Below are 15,425 nucleotides of genomic sequence, written 5' to 3' on the forward strand. Positions count from 1 at the left end.
AATCTTTCGGAGAACGGCCAGGAACAATCAGCGCTTTCAGTCTCTCCTGAAATATCCTGCCTATTTTATTTTCTCTGTTTCAATTTCATGAATATGACCTATAAACTGCATTTATATTGCCGGCACTCTCCACCTTTGGATTAACCGAGTCACAGAGTATCTAAAAACACGTATCAAAGTGCATAGGAAACATCCACCGACTTATTTTATCTAAAACTGATTGAATAAAATAATTATATCATATCTTTCCAGTTAATAAAATGCATACCTACACATATCTTGTTGCTGCATTTCTGATGACCAGGATCATTCGATTACGGCTGCATACATAATAATACTCCGGACTCTCATAATATAAAAAGGAAATAAATTAGAGGCATGCCTCTAATTTATTTCCTTTAACTCACCTGTAATCATGTATATGGTTCTTTCACATATATTGGTAGAATGGTCGGCGATCCTCTCAAGATACCGTCCTAAGAACAGAAGTTTAGTACCTTGTTTTGTAAGTTCCCTTTTTTTCTGTGATAATGTTAAGAATTTCATTTATAACGGTTTCATAGAGCCTGTCAACATCTTCGTCCCTCTCAGCTGCCTTTTGTGCAAGGGCAATATCCTCATTTACAAAGGCATCAAGACTCATTTTTAACATTTTCTGAGCAATTTCTGCCATCCTTGGAATATCTTTTAGGGAATTCATAATAGGTTCTTCGCCAATCTCAAGTATTACCTCTGCAATGTTTACTGCATTATCTCCCATTCTTTCAAGATCTGTTATGATTTTCAGAACCGATGCAATTGTCCTTAAATCCTTGGCGAGAGGCTGCTGAAGGGCAAGAAGCATCATACATTCCTTTTCAATTTCAAGTTCTAACTGATCTATTTCGTCATCTTTCTTCAGAACATTCCTTGCAAGCTCAAGATCTTGTGTCTTTAAAGCAGTCACTGCCGTGTCAATAATATTCTCAACCAGTGCTCCCATTTTTAATACCTTTTGTTTAACCTCAAGTATCTTCTGTGTAAAACGTTCTCTAACCAATATGCTCATCTCCTTTTACAAAAAAATAATAGAATATACGGAATTTTAACCAAATCTTCCGGTAAGGTAATCGTTGGTTCGATTATCCTTGGGGAATGAAAAAACCTCTTGGGTGTAACCTTGTTCAATTAGATCTCCCATTAACATGAATGCTACCCGGTCAGCGATACGCCCAGCCTGCTGAACCGTATGCGGTGCAATGATAATGGTGTATTGCTCCTTAAGCTGTATTAAGGATTCCTCAATTTTGGCCGTTGATATTGGGTCAAGAGCGGAACAGGGTCTGTCCAGCAAAATAACCTCCGGTTCAAGAGCCAAAACCCTGGCAATGCACAAGCGCTGCTGCTGACCACCGGATAATCTGGCTGCAGGAGTATCCAGCCTGTCTTTGACATCATCCCAGAGGGCAGACATACGCAGAGCCTTTTCTACTTCCTCTGCCACATCCGCCTTGGTTTTCGCTCCACCCATACGGGGGCCTAATGCCACATTGTCAAAGATGGACATAGGCAGAGGTGTTGGTACATCAAAGACCATCCCTACCCTGCGGCGCAGTTCTGTCACATTAACGTCCGGGTCAAAGATGTTTTTCCCGTCTAAAAGTATCTCACCCTCCCGACGGGCTCCCACAGTCAAGTCACTCAGACGGTTTAATGTGCGAAGCAGTGTTGTTATACACTGTTAGCCGGACCAAAAACAGCCATAATCCGATTTTCAGGTATCTCCAGGTTCAGTTCTTTAATAACCTGCTTTTGTTGATAATAGAAGTTTAATCCTTTTATTTCTATTTTTGATTTCTGTGTCATTTTTCACCTCTTAACGGCCTTTAGCTATGAATCTATTGACCAGCATATTGAAACCAACATTAAGCAGAAGAATAAGAATAATCAAGAGCGCTGCTGTTCCATAAGCGTTATCCATGGATATTCCCTCCCTCGCCAGTATATAAAAATGTACTGCCATCGTTCGAGTTGGGGAGAAAAGTGATGTAGGCATACGCAATGCTGATCCGGCTGTTAAAATAACAGCCGCTGTCTCTGCTACACATCTCCCTATGCTCAAAATTACTCCATTAACTATACCAGGGAGTGCTGATGGGAGTACTGTCCTGGTTATTACCTGCCACTTTGTGAGTCCCAAAGAGAAGCCTACCTCCGGTATAGCTGTGGCACAGTACGAATCGCCTCTTCTGATGTACGTATGATAGTAGGCAGAATCATGATAGCCATGGTTAATCCGCCGGACAAAATTGACCAGCCCATTTTTAAGTATATGACAAAGAAGATAAAACCAAAAAGTCCATATACAATGGATGGTATCCCTGCCAGAGACTCGGCACTGAAGCGGATAATGCGGGTGACTCTGCTCTCACGTGTGTACTCCGTAAGATATATGGCTGTTCCAATTCCAAATGGTGTTGCTACAATAACGGCTACTGCAGTCACAATCAGAGTACCGACAATGGAAGAAGAAATACCCCCAGAACGGCCCATATCCCGCGGAATATCCGTTAAAAACTGCCAGCTGAGCATAGGTATGCCCTTGACTAATATATGGATAATGATAGAAAAAAGAATTGCAATAACAAGAAGAGCAGCTGTCCAAATTAAAAATTTTGCTATCTTTTCAGAAGTTTTTGCGTTAATACTCATAGTGACCTCACCTCTTTCGTGTGATGTATTGGGCAGAAGCATTTAAAATCATGATAATAACAAACAATACAATACCAGTGGCGAAAAGCGCCTGCTGGTGTTCGCCAGATGCATATCCCATTTCAATACCGATATTCGTAGTCAGTGTCCTGACAGGGTCAAGAACCGATTCAGGAAGTGCGACAGCATTACCCAGAACCATAATTACCGCCATAGTCTCACCAATTGCCCTGCCTAAACCTAAAATTACGGCAGCAACAATACCCGATTTGGCCGCAGGTAACAGCAGGGAACGTATTGTCTGCCATTGTGTCAACCCTAATGCAAGCGCCCCATCCTTATAATGGCGCGGCAGAGCAAGGAGGGATACTTCGGTGATGCTGATGATCGTTGGCAGGATCATAATACCCAAAATGATGGAACCGGCCAATATGCTTAAGCCCGGCCCTCCTAGGTAATTACGTATCATTGGTACAACGAACAATACTCCCCAGAACCCATATACCACGGAAGGTATGGCAGCCAGCAGCTGAATGGCGGGTCTGAATATGTTTCTAAGTTTTGCAGGAGCAAACTCAGCCAAAAAAATACTGCAGCAAATGGCAATGGGAACTCCCAGGATTGCTGCCCCTAAAGTGACCGATACAGATCCCACTATCATCGGGAAAATGCCATAGGCACCTTGGCTGGGAGCCCATTTCATCCCAAAAACAAAGTTTATTATACCAACCTTGGCAATAATAGGGATACCTTTTATAAATATAAACACAGTGATAAGCGCCAGCACCGATAAAGTCGAAAGAGCAATCAGAAGAAACACACGCTCAGATAATTTTTCTTTAAAACTTTTCATTTTCCTGCCCCCTCTGCTGATGGAATAAGTCCCTCATTGCTCAGTAATCTTTGCCCTTCTGAAGAAAGGGTAAAATCTATGAATTCTCTATTTAACCCGGTCGGCTCCCCGTCGGTGACAAATAAAAACTGCCTGGACAGTCTGTAGCTGCCATTCATTATATTTTCTCGTGTCGCTTCGATGCCATCTAAATGTAAAGCTTTCACTTCATCCGTAACCAAACCCAAAGAAATAAATCCTATGGCATTGGGATCATCCGCAACCAATTGGCGTACCGCCCCATTGGAGTCCTGGACGATAGCTTTCGGGGTTATCTCTTTTTCACCCATCAACAGCTCCGCAAAAGCACTTCTTGTACCTGATCCCTCTTCACGCGCTATGATATTGATTTTTGACTTTGAGCCTCCCAATTGACTCCAGTCGGTAATCGTAGCTGCGTAAATATCGCGAATCTGATCTGAAGTAAGGTCTTGTATCGGATTCTTAGGGTTCACTATTAATACCAATCCATCCTTGGCAATTTCTACATTCCACAGATTCTTTTCCTCATCGTTCAATGAACGGGAGGACATTCCAATATCAGCACTGTGTGTCTTGGTTGCCGTAATGCCGGCCGAAGATCCTCCACCCTGGATATCGATTACAGCGTCTGGATTTAAAGCCATGTACTCTTCTGCCAGAATCTCAGCATAGGGTTGTACGGAAGTTGAGCCGCAACAATCGTGGCTGGGCCAGATGCTTGGCTGCAGCCAGTCAGCACACCCATAGAAAGGATCAATATCACTACGCTGACAGAACCTTTTATTCGTCTTAATAATTTGCACGTTACAATCTTTTTCCTCATGTCTCTCACAAAAATCAAACACCAAAATCATCAACTATGATAAAACTCCAATGCTTGATTTCCTCCATTTCTCAGAATATATTAACGAACTGCAAGTTCACATTTTAAAAATTTTTATCCGAACCGACCTGTAATATAGTCCTCGGTACGTTTATCCTTAGGATTCGCAAAAATTTCTGCTGTTGGAGCGTATTCGACCAAGGTCCCCGCTCTATCATGATCCATCATCATAAACGCAGTCATATGAGAAACCCTTGCCGCTTGTTCCATACTATGAGTTACAATAATGATCGTATATTTTTGAGCCAGTTCCTCCATTAACCCCTCAACCTGCATTGTAGATTCCGGATCAAGAGCACTGCAGGATTCATCCATTAATAAAACCTCAGGCTCCACAGCCAGTGCACGGGCAATACATAGACGCTGCTGCTGGCCCGGAGAAAGATCAAAAGCAGATTCTTTCAGTTTGTCCTTAACTTCGTCCCATAAAGCCACCTGGTTCAAGTTCCTCTCCACAATCTCGTCAAGACGAGCTCTTTGCTTTATTCCATGATGCCTTGGGCCAAAAGCCATATTATCATACACAGACATGGGAAAGGGATTAGGTTTTTGAAAAACCATACCAACTCTTTTTTTCAGTGCAACAACATCCATATTTTTATCATAGATAGAAACACCATCAAGCAAAATTTCCCCCTCTACCCTAACTCCTGGTATCGGGTCATTCATACGATTAAAAAGACGCAGAAGAGAAGATTTACCGCATCCCGACGGCCCAATTATGGCTGTTATAGCACATTCCGCTATATCCATTGTAACATTCCTCAGCGCTTGGAAGTTGCCATAAAAAAAGGTTTACCGCGTCTGTCTTTATCTTGGCTTTTGCCCAGATTTTAACATTTGATCATCCATTCGTCACCCTCGCTAATCGACTCCTTATTAAAACTTTAATTAAGAAGTTCTTATCCTTTATAATATTTTAAATTTCTATTTTCTTTTTCACAACAATTATTAATTATACAATAATTAAAGATAATTAAAGCATTATCTATGTTAAGTATAGGTAAAATTTGTGTAAAATATTTCACTTCTGGAAAGACCAGCAGGTAAGGTAATATAAAACCCTCCCTGCGGGAATCATATGTTACCGATATTCTTCAATAAGAATTTCAAAGCATTCTTGAAAACAATTCTTCGAATATAATCACATCTTGTCCTTTATAACTATCTTGTCCGTAATTCCAAATATATTTTCATATTTATACTGTTCAAATTCCCAAATTTTTGTTTATTTATACTGTATTCAGGTTCGTTTACAAGGAACTAGGCGCAGACCGTGAAATGGATTGCTGACAACAAACAGCGGTATGCACCTGATAAAGTGCATACCGCTGTTTTGTTGTGGGGGAATCCAAAGGAGGCAGCGCCCCTTTTGGCACACGACTTTATGAAGCAGAGTGTAGTGTGTTATACATTCTGTAGGCGTTGCTGCTTCAAGTGCAATTGCCGTTTCAAATGCCGTTGCCGCCGGGGGCTTTTCTTTTTCAAGATGGAATGGGGCATGAAAGCCACACAGGGGCTTTCATGCCTTGATTTCCCATAAGCGAAAGCATGAGGGAGTGTCAAGGACTTCAACATGAATATTATTGTTTTACTTTGATCAACTTTTTCTTATTAATATTATTGTTCTTTTTTCCTTCAGCAGATCCATGGGTATATCCTATAATATCAAAGTCTTTGGATAATGCATCCACAAACTCTTGATAATGCCCGCATTTACTTCTAATGCATGAGGACAGATGAATCGTATCAACATCTGCCTTTTTGAATTTTTCAATTTTAATTAAAAGACTTTCCATCGGTGCCTCATCACATCCAGCGCAGTTGTTAAATGCTACCAGCTTATAATCTGATTCATCATAGATGCTAAAAGAATCTTTATTTTCATTAAGTGCTCTCATACATCCATTTGCCGTACACTTTTTCGAAATGTTTCCGCAAACATATATGCCTATTTTTTTCAAGTGTGTCTCTCCATTGTATACAATTTTAAATATTTATTATATCTATCTTTTTAATAAATGTATGTCTGCTTATTTATGGGAAAGAAGTACAACCATCTCCATATGGGCTGGGACAACCGTTCTATACTGTATAATGAAACTTATGGAAATTATGTCATTGATATTTTCATTTTTTTAATAATTTCTTCTAATGACTCCATCAGAACCTTTGCCTTTTCAAATTCATTTGTTCGAAGCAACTGTTGAATTCTGGTTTCTGTCTCTTTCTTCTTTTGCTCCAGCAGCAGATAGTCTTTGTCAAAATGATTGGCATAAATCATCTGTCGAAATTTGCGGATGCTCATTCTGCGCACAGTGTTGTTTTCTACCAAAAGTACATAGTCCATACAATTGGCCACCGTATAATAATCATGAGACACCATAAGAATTGCACCTTTGTACTCTGAAATCGCCTGCTCTAATGCAATCTGCGCATAAACATCCAAATGCCCCGTCGGTTCATCTAACAGCAGAAAGTTGGCTTTTTCTAATGAGAGCACTGCTAATTGAAACAAATCCTTTTCTCCACCAGATAATTCACTCACTTTCTGGCTAAGCGTCTCTCCTTCAAAACCATATTTGTTCAAATAGTTCTCTATATCATTTTTTATACCAAAACCTTTTTCTTCAAAGATTTCAAGCAACGTTTTCGTATCGTCATATAATGAGCCGGTAATCTGGGAAAACATGCTAACCTTTGCTCCTTCACTAATCCTGATCGTGTCTTTCTTATTTTCAAAGATTTCACATAGCATTGTTGTTTTTCCTGTTCCATTACTCCCCACAATAGCTACATGCTCTGCAGACTTCATTTCAAAATCTACATGTTCTAAAAGCTGCTCATCAAATGCAACGCTGTAATCCGTCAATTCCAGAATATTTTCATCTGTCACTTCGTCTTCCAGTCCAAAATAAATCTCCGGCTGTTTGATATCCACGAAAGGTGCCTTTGTTTTTCTTGCTTTCAGCCGGTCCACCAAGGTCTGTCTTGCGTGTACGGCTCTTCCAAGGGATGGGTTGTCCATTTCCGTCGCTCTCACTCTGGATTTTTGTAAGATTTTACTTTGACGGTCAATCTCAGCTTGGTCTGCAGCTGCTGCTTCTTCTAAATCAATCTTTGTAGCCAGAAGTTCATAATTATATTCTGTATAGGTTCCATCAAATTCCTGAATATCCATATTTTCCATGTGAAGTATCTTGTTAAAGCAATGATTTAACAAATACCGGTTATGTGTGATAATAAGAAGTGTTCCCTTGTGGGCATTGATCAGATTTCTTAATGCATTTAGATGATTAAAATCCAAAAACACATCCGGTTCATCCATAATAAGAAACCTGAGGCTCAGCATCATCTCTTTGATTACCTGAACCAGCTTAAATTCTCCACCACTCAGACTACTGATTTTCTGTTCTTCTAATTTTTGCAGATCAGCTAGTTTTAATTGCTTCTTAATATTGATTTCGTGAGACTCTCCATCAATCGCATTCCATTCATCTAACTCTTTTTGATATTCCTCGAAGATTTTTTCCAGGTCTACAGCAGTCTCCATCTCCTTACAAAAGTCAAATATTCTCTGCTCATGCTTTACAAATTCATCGCTGATATACTGAAACACGGTCATATCTTCTTTTGGATCTAATTGCGAAAATTGACTGACATATCCGATTCTGTCTGTATTGTCAATTATTATTTTCCCATCGTACAGATACTCTTCGGAGTGCATTAGTAAATCGAGTAACGTACTCTTTCCTGTACCGTTGGTACCAATCAATGCACAATGTACATTATCTTCTATTGTAAATGAAACTTTTTTTATATAAATCCTTTTGCGGATATGAGTAGGACAAGTTTTGAACCTTAATCATGATTACCTCCTATGGTATTTATTTACGATATAATTTGACACAAACTTCACAATGTGATGCAACCGTTTTTTAATACTTCGTGCCAAAATCCCACTTTAACCCGCCTACTATTAATTAAACAAGATTATTTAGTTGTTGCATTGTCATTTTTATCACCTTATTATATCGGCGTTTTGGTATGACGTCAAGATATGCTGTAATAATCGGCTATTCAGGATTCTCAAAGCTATAGCTGGTAATCACATGACATTTTTTATATGCTTTTCCTTTCCCTAATAAAAATATAAAAAAACATGAAGGCTGTTCAAACCTCCACGCTTTTTATATATCAGATATTCATTTTTCTATTTCTTCGTCCGTTGCAGTAGGACTACAACTTCTGTATGCCTTGAGTGTGCAATAATGATGCCGTATGTATCTGTTAACCCCTTTGCGGCAGGATATTACCTCCAAAAATCTTCACTGATCAATCAGCAGAAAAATAGAATTAGCTTCTATTCTGCCTGATTGTATGAATAAACAATCTCATTTTATATAACTCTGCATCTGAAAACTTGTGCCGCCATTCTCTTTCATAATACTTGCTTTCATCATCCAGTTTCTTAGCTTTTTCAAAGGAGGCTGCAACTTCTTTTACAAACTCAAGAAATTCGCCATTTGTTTCAAAATCGATACGATATGTTTCTTCTTTCTCAAGATGTTTTCTACCCTTGGGAATTGTTTGTGATTCGTATATGTTAATGTTTATTGTTTCATTTTGTCTTTCTAATTTCCAAATATATGTACCGGGCTCATCATCCCAAGATATCCAGTTTGTTTTTGATTTATCATCTGTATTAACAATGGACAAGTCATTTACTGCTTTGAGAAGTTCAAAAGGAGCATCATGGCCGAGATAATTAGTAAACTGCATAGCTTCCAATAAATCTTTTGTGAAATCACATCCATAAGCTGAGTTATCTTTAAAAGTAAGATCATTAAATTACACAAACTTGAATTCTGCCGCATCAAGACAATTATTTTTAAATGTCAAATCATTAAGATCGCAATAACTAAAATCACATATCTTCAGATTACATTTATCAAATACTGTTTTTGTAAGATTTGCACCGGAAAAGTCCGCAACAAAAAAACATCTTTCAAAGTAAAGACTGCTTAAGACCTTCAATCATAATTTGCATATCAGGGCAATACCCTAAAGCTCGGTTAAGCTATTCTTGAATATAATGCATATTGGTACCAGCAGAAACCACACAACTACCATAGGTATCCAAAGGGTCAGCCAACATATCTTCATTTATAAAATACTCGTCACACAATAATGACTCAGCCCATTGTTCAAAAGCATTTTACCAAAATGTATATTATCATTGGGTGCCAATGAAGCCCAAACAGGTATGTTCTCATGACAACCTCTAGCCTCACATTATGAATACGTATTTTGAGTTGCTGGAAAGCTCCTTGCAATAAGTAAATCCTAGCTCCTGAAAATCCTTGAGACCATTCAGATCAGAAATATTATTCTCCGCCATGAACCGCACCATATCACCGCGAGCATCTTAGATACTGTTCCCTTTTGCTTCACTTTCCCTTCCACTAGCTGACCAAACTCAATCGTAATAAATCGATCCTTCGGTGTGATATATTTCTCGATGCATTGTGAGTATTCCTTGGAAGCCAAGTTAAGGATAATTCTGTCATCGTCCACTAGACTATGATACAACCGGTCTCCCCAGAAATCATATAAATCTTTACAATCATTCACGGATAGCTTTGCCTGCATTTCTAGTCGATATGGCGTTACCCCATCAAAGGGCTTGAGTACTCCATAAAAGCCTGACAAAATCCGCAAATGATCTGACAGGTACGAAAGTGCCCTAGTTGTAAGCACTTTCGGAGCCATATGCTGATACTGCAAGCCCTCATATGCTATTACTGCCGGTGTCAGTCTACGCATCAAATCCATATCTTTGTAGCGCTTATAGTTTAATTCTGCCAATTTATCATTGCATTTCCATAATGCTTTTCCCTCTGATAAGGACAAGGACTTCATTTCATGCATCAATATTATAGCATCATTAATAAATCCGGGCACTCCGGTAACCTCAATGGAATCCGTATCCTCAATCATCTTCTTTGCCGGAGAAATTATTATCTTCATATCCTAAAATTGCGCCAGCATTTGTGCCGGATTCTCCTCTGCCTTCACTTTGTCAAAGGCTTTTACCATTACTCCATCTTCATCGATGAGATATGTGGTTCGAACCACTCCCTTGCTAACCTTACCATAATTCATTTTTTTCCTGCCAGACATCATATGCCTGAATACAGGTAAGTTCCGTATCAGAAAGCAATGTAAATGGTAGTCCATACTTTTCCTCGAATTTTTTTTATGAGATGCAACACTGTCTTTACTCACCCCAAGAACCACAGCTCCCTTTTCCTGAAACTGCGGATACAACGCTCCAAAGTTGCAAGCCTGCTTGGTGCAGCCCGGAGTATTGTCCTTTGGATAGAAATATAAAATAACCTTACTACCCTTGTACTCCTCCAACGTGTGCATCAATCCATTCTGATCCGGCAATGAAAATGCTGGTGCTTTTGTTCCTACCTGTACCATGATCTTACCTCCTGGTTCTTATGTTAAGCATAAAATCCTTCTATTCCGCCTTTTTAGTATTCATTTCACTATTACAACTTCCATCAATGCCTATACTTCTATATCACTATGCCATCGCAGTGGTCGATTTCATGTTGTATAATCTGTGCAATCCATCCGGAATACTTCTGGCACTGTTTATTGAAATTAATATCCTGAAACTCTACCTCGATATCCATATATCTGGTGGTCTTGCGAACTCCAATCAAAGAAAGACAGCCTTCCTCCGTCTCGTACGCACCAGACTTCTTCACAATCACCGGATTAATCATAGCAATATTAGCAAAACCCATACTCACTGCTATTATTCTCTTCTTGACACCAATCATGTTAGCCGCCAGTCCTACACAACCTACTTCATTCGCTTTTAAAGTATCAAGCAAATCCCGAACCACCTGCTTGTCCGCTTCCGTTGCCGGTTCTGACTTCTGATTCAGAAAAACGACATCCTTCATTACTGATCTAATCATTACAAACCTTCTTTCATTTTCTCAAGATAGTTGTATTTCAGAGCATTCTACCCCCAAGACATTAACGTATATTTACCCTACGGTACAATTACGCTAATGCCTATCTTTATTTACTGTATTATTTACTTATCCGTTTTCATATGTCAGATTGGTATAACTTTTCTGTCCTTCTGCCTCAGGCTTTCTGCAACAGAGTTATTACCTCCACATGCCTTGGGTAAGTAAAAATAATGCTGAAAAGCCATACTTCTTCCCAGTTTTACGCTTTCGTATTAATTCTGAATATCTCATCCAACACTCTGCCGTCACAAGGACCGAAATCAATGCCGAGAATTGCTGCAATCGTAGGAGCTATATCTACCATCTGGATTTCTCCCAACTGGTATTCTTTCTTAATACAATTTCCTGATACTACAAAGCCACATCGATACTCTGGTTTCTCTGGTGAATACCCATGAGTTGCATACTTTCTATTCTCTTTCTCCAAGTCAGTCACAAGGGACCCGGTAAGGCTGTCATCAAAACAGTATCCAGTCTTTGCTTCCAGCATATACCCCGAAACTGGGAACGCATGAAAACGTTCCAGTTCTTCTCTGGTATAGATCCTCTCAATACCTAAGTTCTTCTCTTCTACCGCTTTTAGAAGAATCTGTAGTACACGCTGCTTCGCATCCTCGTCATTTTCCTTCAGGTGCAAATAGGCAGACCCTCCTGTAGACTGTATATAGGCTCTCCAAAGCATTTCCCCTTTTTCTTCATAAATAAGGCCTTCTTCTTTTAACAAATGATTCAGCTTCACCTTGTACCTTACATTTTTCTGCCCATGATCTCCCAACACCAGAAAAACCGTTTCCTCAAAAATGCCGGCCTCCCGAACTGCCTCCATAATCCTACCGATTCTTTCATCCATCCGGATCAGAACCTTGTCAATCTCAGGACTGTCTGTCCCATAATGATGCTTCGCATCGTCCAGTTCAATGAAGTGCATCATCAGAAGTTCTGGTTTTTTTGCTTAGAATGGTGTCTTTTCCGCACATGGCTGTAAAGTCATCCAGGTAAGGCTGTTCAATCCCCTTTCTTGATTTTCCATATTTTTTTCTCAAGCCCCATGCAAAAAATGGACTTCCATTTTTTTAAGATCTTAAGAGATTGATTCTCACGTCCGATTGCCTTTATCTCCGGAAGATTATAGCGAATGGAGGCCTTTCCGGTAACAGGCCACAGGATTCCGGCTGATTTCATTTCACAATTTCTCAAAGCATCATACACAGCAGGTGCCTTGATATCCTTTTTAAACCAGAACCACGCCTGTTCTTCTTCATCAATGAAAGGCTGGAGAGGGGTATTATGATAGATTCCATGCTTATCCGGATAAACGCCGGTCACCATAGTGGTATGCACTACATAGGTAAGAGTCGGATAGACGCTTTTTAATTTTGTACTGAACGCTCCGCTTTTTATTAATCGGGAAAGGTTGGGAAGCCGACTTGCTTTTTCCCAGTTATCTTCAGAAAATGCATCATAGGAGATCACTACCAAATGCTTTGCTTTTCCTTTGCTCATTTTTTCAGCTCCATCATCTTTCATCTTATTTTTGTTCTTTAGGAAGTTTCAGAAAATCACTAATCCGTCAAAAACCACAATATTTTGTTGTCTATCCCCTGTTTTTCTTGTCAAAACTACAACGCATCATCATTGTCACCGCTTCAACATGTGTTGAGTGTGTAATTCGGATGACCGCATCATCTGGTCTCCCTTGTCGTTAGGGTATATTTTCAAATTGTGTTTCAGCATTGATTTCTGCCTGTTCTGCTGACATTCACCCTGCATCCATCAACAAATTTCGTCCGCTCACGGAATTGTACAGTTCTTTGATTAACGGCATCCATAAAGATTTTTTTTAGTTGATTTCAGTAGTTTCAACTATCCGTAAATTTCGGATAATTCGCCCCCTTGAATTCCAGAATTATTGTTTTTTCCCTTTTTGTTCTAATATCTTTATGCTATCCAAATAATCTTTCTCTACGTTACTGATCGTTTTTGCCTTATATCTCTTGTATTCTGTCTGTGCCTTTTCCATAGCCTGAAGATGGCTAACAGTTCCATTTCCTGTAAGGAGATTCTCTCCCGTCGAAGTCAAAATCCCATCAAGATGTTTTGCCCAATCATCCATTGTCATGGGGATTTCTCTTTCTGCCTGTCTCTCCGCAAAATCCAAATATCCAGAAACAAGTTGCCCCATAGCTCGCAGTTCTTTTTCATTCAAATAATTCTTTGCTATTTTTGCCTCCCGCAGTGTAGGCTGGTCTCCTGAAAATGTCATCAGTCCCATAAAATCTTTTTCTGCATCCGCACGATGGTAAATTACCTCAGCTGCAGTTCCTCCGGAAACAGCATAATGAATTTTATTCTGTATTTTTTTTGAAAAATTGAATGGATACTTCTGCCTTGGGATTATAATCAACACTGGTTGCATAGATTTCGAGCACCTGACGGTAAAACACCTTTTCGGATGCCCGGATATCTCGAATTCTTTCAAGCAGTTCCTTGAAATATCCGCCACCACCCAGTTCTTTCAGACGCTCATCATCCATCGCAAAGCCTTTTTTTAATATATTCCTTTAATATGCTTGCTGCCCATATACGGAACTGTACACCACGCTGAGATTTCACACGATACCCGACAGAGATGATGACATCAAGATTATAATATTCAACCTGATATGTCTTCCCATCAGAAGCAGTTGTTGCAAATTTTGCAACAACTGAACTTCTAACCAATTCACCCTCATCAAAAATGTTTTTTAATATGCCTTGAAATTGTGGATTTATCTCTTTGAAACAAATCAGCCATCTGTTCCAATGACAACCACACTGTTTCATTCTGCATATTGACATTTATCTTCGTCAGACCGTCTTCCGTCTGGTAGATTATAATTTCTCCGTGATTGTCCACTACGTCACCCTCCAATCATTCAATTCCATATCTATCAGTGTCTTTCCAAACTCAATAGCCACATAATTAACCCATTAATACTTGTACAGAATCCATTCCTGCCAGTTTAGTTTTAGTTTTCATCATGTTATATAAATCATCTAATACCTATTGTAAATATCTCAATCGTTTATTTTAACATATACTATGGTTTTCAATAAGTTTTCTTGAAAATTTATTGAAAACCATAGTATGTAGCTTGAGACACTATTTTTTTCGTTAACATATTAACGTCATCTATTACAAATGCTAATAAGTCCCCCTTTCTGAGCTTGTTAAATACACCACGCTTATTGCCTAGATCTTTTCGAATGCTAAACATAATATCTTCCATTATAAATAATATATTTTGAGGATTTTCATCTTTTGTTATAGATCCTTTGCGAAATTTTAGCCACTTCTTAATTACTTCATTGGATCCCCAAAGAGTTAACTTTTTTTGAAAATTCATTTAATGCTAAAATCATGTCTTCTCCATCAACAGGTAGGTTTTTCCTTGATATATCTAAAACATCATAATATATATTAATAAATGCAACATATGCTGTTTCTTTTTTTCATATTGATATTTTTTTACATTATATCCTATATTCATAAATTTTACCTATAGTGGAACTAATTAAAATACTAAGTACAAAAAGACATATTTATTATCCTCCCCCATTTCATGTTTAATTTAATCAGGTTTCAATTAGACTGATTTTTTCTTCACTCCCTCTTCCTCTCATACGCCCATCTACTCTCGACGCAACTCGACACAAACCTCGCAATGCGTTGAGGCTGTAATTCCGATGGCCACAGTATCTGTTACCCCCTTAGAGATCCCTCCTATTTTTACAAACCCTTCTCAAAATCTCTTATATTACAGTTTTTTTAACTGACTGCTGAACCAAGGTAAATCAATAGTCGATACATATCAGCCCTGTTTTCTTCTTTACCTATGAAATATAAAAACCAGACACTTTAAGCACATATTTTTATAAT

Annotated in this window: 16 protein-coding genes and 1 pseudogene; all 17 read right to left on the reverse strand. The window is 38.9% G+C overall.

Going from position 1 to position 15,425, the window contains the following annotated elements; genetic code table 11:
- Positions 1–384: 384 nt before the first annotated feature.
- Positions 385–546, reverse strand: coding sequence for a PhoU domain-containing protein (locus JCM10519_RS28710; protein WP_347843798.1), 162 nt, complete (start codon positions 544–546; stop codon positions 385–387).
- The gene (gene phoU / locus JCM10519_RS10475) at positions 491–1,039 is read right to left on the reverse strand and encodes a phosphate signaling complex protein PhoU (protein WP_347843799.1); all 549 of its coding nucleotides are present in this window, start codon (positions 1,037–1,039) and stop codon (positions 491–493) included. Before phoU ends, JCM10519_RS28710 begins: the two co-directional genes overlap by 56 nt.
- 45 nt (positions 1,040–1,084) lie before the next feature.
- On the reverse strand, positions 1,085–1,669 hold the full coding sequence (locus tag JCM10519_RS10480) for a phosphate ABC transporter ATP-binding protein (protein WP_347843800.1): 585 nt from the start codon (positions 1,667–1,669) through the stop codon (positions 1,085–1,087).
- Positions 1,670–1,855: 186 nt separating this feature from the next.
- Positions 1,856–2,179: an ABC transporter permease subunit gene (locus JCM10519_RS28715; protein WP_347843801.1), complete on the reverse strand. Its 324-nt coding sequence runs from the start codon at positions 2,177–2,179 to the stop codon at positions 1,856–1,858.
- An 8-nt stretch (positions 2,180–2,187) separates the two neighbouring features.
- A complete protein-coding gene (locus JCM10519_RS28720) occupies positions 2,188–2,733 on the reverse strand; it encodes an ABC transporter permease subunit (RefSeq protein ID WP_347843802.1) in 546 nt (181 codons plus the stop codon).
- Positions 2,699–3,544, reverse strand: coding sequence for a phosphate ABC transporter permease subunit PstC (pstC, locus tag JCM10519_RS10490; RefSeq protein WP_054739053.1), 846 nt, complete (start codon positions 3,542–3,544; stop codon positions 2,699–2,701). Before pstC ends, JCM10519_RS28720 begins: the two co-directional genes overlap by 35 nt.
- A complete protein-coding gene (locus tag JCM10519_RS10495) occupies positions 3,541–4,419 on the reverse strand; it encodes a phosphate ABC transporter substrate-binding protein (protein ID WP_347843851.1) in 879 nt (292 codons plus the stop codon). The genes pstC and JCM10519_RS10495 overlap by 4 nt, the downstream gene beginning before the upstream one ends.
- An 83-nt stretch (positions 4,420–4,502) precedes the next feature.
- Entirely contained in the window at positions 4,503–5,201 is a 699-nt protein-coding gene (gene pstB / locus JCM10519_RS10500; protein WP_347843803.1) for a phosphate ABC transporter ATP-binding protein PstB, read from the reverse strand.
- Between the two features lie 830 nt (positions 5,202–6,031).
- On the reverse strand, positions 6,032–6,412 hold the full coding sequence (locus tag JCM10519_RS10505) for a CGGC domain-containing protein (RefSeq protein ID WP_054739057.1): 381 nt from the start codon (positions 6,410–6,412) through the stop codon (positions 6,032–6,034).
- Positions 6,413–6,561: 149 nt separating this feature from the next.
- Positions 6,562–8,223 carry an ATP-binding cassette domain-containing protein gene (locus tag JCM10519_RS10510; RefSeq protein ID WP_347843804.1) on the reverse strand — a complete coding sequence of 554 codons (1,662 nt, stop codon included), beginning with the start codon at positions 8,221–8,223 and terminating at the stop codon, positions 6,562–6,564.
- Positions 8,224–8,804: 581 nt separating this feature from the next.
- Positions 8,805–9,230, reverse strand: coding sequence for a hypothetical protein (locus tag JCM10519_RS10515; protein WP_054739059.1), 426 nt, complete (start codon positions 9,228–9,230; stop codon positions 8,805–8,807).
- 591 nt (positions 9,231–9,821) lie between these two features.
- Entirely contained in the window at positions 9,822–10,478 is a 657-nt protein-coding gene (gene yaaA, locus JCM10519_RS10525; protein WP_347843805.1) for a peroxide stress protein YaaA, read from the reverse strand.
- A gap of 3 nt (positions 10,479–10,481) precedes the next feature.
- Complete coding sequence (locus JCM10519_RS10530; RefSeq protein ID WP_347843806.1) at positions 10,482–10,937, reverse strand: peroxiredoxin; 456 nt, start codon at positions 10,935–10,937, stop codon at positions 10,482–10,484.
- A gap of 98 nt (positions 10,938–11,035) precedes the next feature.
- Positions 11,036–11,446 (reverse strand): peptide deformylase, encoded by a 411-nt coding sequence (locus JCM10519_RS10535; protein WP_054739062.1) that lies wholly within the window; start codon positions 11,444–11,446, stop codon positions 11,036–11,038.
- Positions 11,447–11,705: 259 nt separating this feature from the next.
- A complete protein-coding gene (locus JCM10519_RS28725) occupies positions 11,706–12,437 on the reverse strand; it encodes an alkaline phosphatase family protein (RefSeq protein WP_347843807.1) in 732 nt (243 codons plus the stop codon).
- Between the two features lie 74 nt (positions 12,438–12,511).
- A complete protein-coding gene (locus tag JCM10519_RS28730) occupies positions 12,512–13,009 on the reverse strand; it encodes an ectonucleotide pyrophosphatase/phosphodiesterase (RefSeq protein WP_347843808.1) in 498 nt (165 codons plus the stop codon).
- A 403-nt stretch (positions 13,010–13,412) separates the two neighbouring features.
- Positions 13,413–14,402 (reverse strand): annotated as a pseudogene (locus tag JCM10519_RS10545) (virulence RhuM family protein).
- Positions 14,403–15,425 lie beyond the last annotated feature (1,023 nt).

This window comes from Clostridium sp. NkU-1 (genome assembly GCA_001312405.1).

Coding starts and splice junctions, on each gene's coding strand:
- JCM10519_RS28710 (WP_347843798.1), bottom strand. CDS start 546: ATGAAATTCTTAACATTATCACAGAAAAAAAGGGAACTTACAAAACAA.
- JCM10519_RS28720 (WP_347843802.1), bottom strand. CDS start 2,733: ATGCTTCTGCCCAATACATCACACGAAAGAGGTGAGGTCACTATGAGT.
- pstC (WP_054739053.1), bottom strand. CDS start 3,544: ATGAAAAGTTTTAAAGAAAAATTATCTGAGCGTGTGTTTCTTCTGATT.
- JCM10519_RS10495 (WP_347843851.1), bottom strand. CDS start 4,419: ATGATTTTGGTGTTTGATTTTTGTGAGAGACATGAGGAAAAAGATTGT.
- pstB (WP_347843803.1), bottom strand. CDS start 5,201: ATGGATATAGCGGAATGTGCTATAACAGCCATAATTGGGCCGTCGGGA.
- JCM10519_RS10515 (WP_054739059.1), bottom strand. CDS start 9,230: ATGCAGTTTACTAATTATCTCGGCCATGATGCTCCTTTTGAACTTCTC.
- yaaA (WP_347843805.1), bottom strand. CDS start 10,478: ATGAAGATAATAATTTCTCCGGCAAAGAAGATGATTGAGGATACGGAT.
- JCM10519_RS10530 (WP_347843806.1), bottom strand. CDS start 10,937: ATGGTACAGGTAGGAACAAAAGCACCAGCATTTTCATTGCCGGATCAG.
- JCM10519_RS10535 (WP_054739062.1), bottom strand. CDS start 11,446: ATGATTAGATCAGTAATGAAGGATGTCGTTTTTCTGAATCAGAAGTCA.
- JCM10519_RS28725 (WP_347843807.1), bottom strand. CDS start 12,437: ATGATGCACTTCATTGAACTGGACGATGCGAAGCATCATTATGGGACA.
- JCM10519_RS28730 (WP_347843808.1), bottom strand. CDS start 13,009: ATGAGCAAAGGAAAAGCAAAGCATTTGGTAGTGATCTCCTATGATGCA.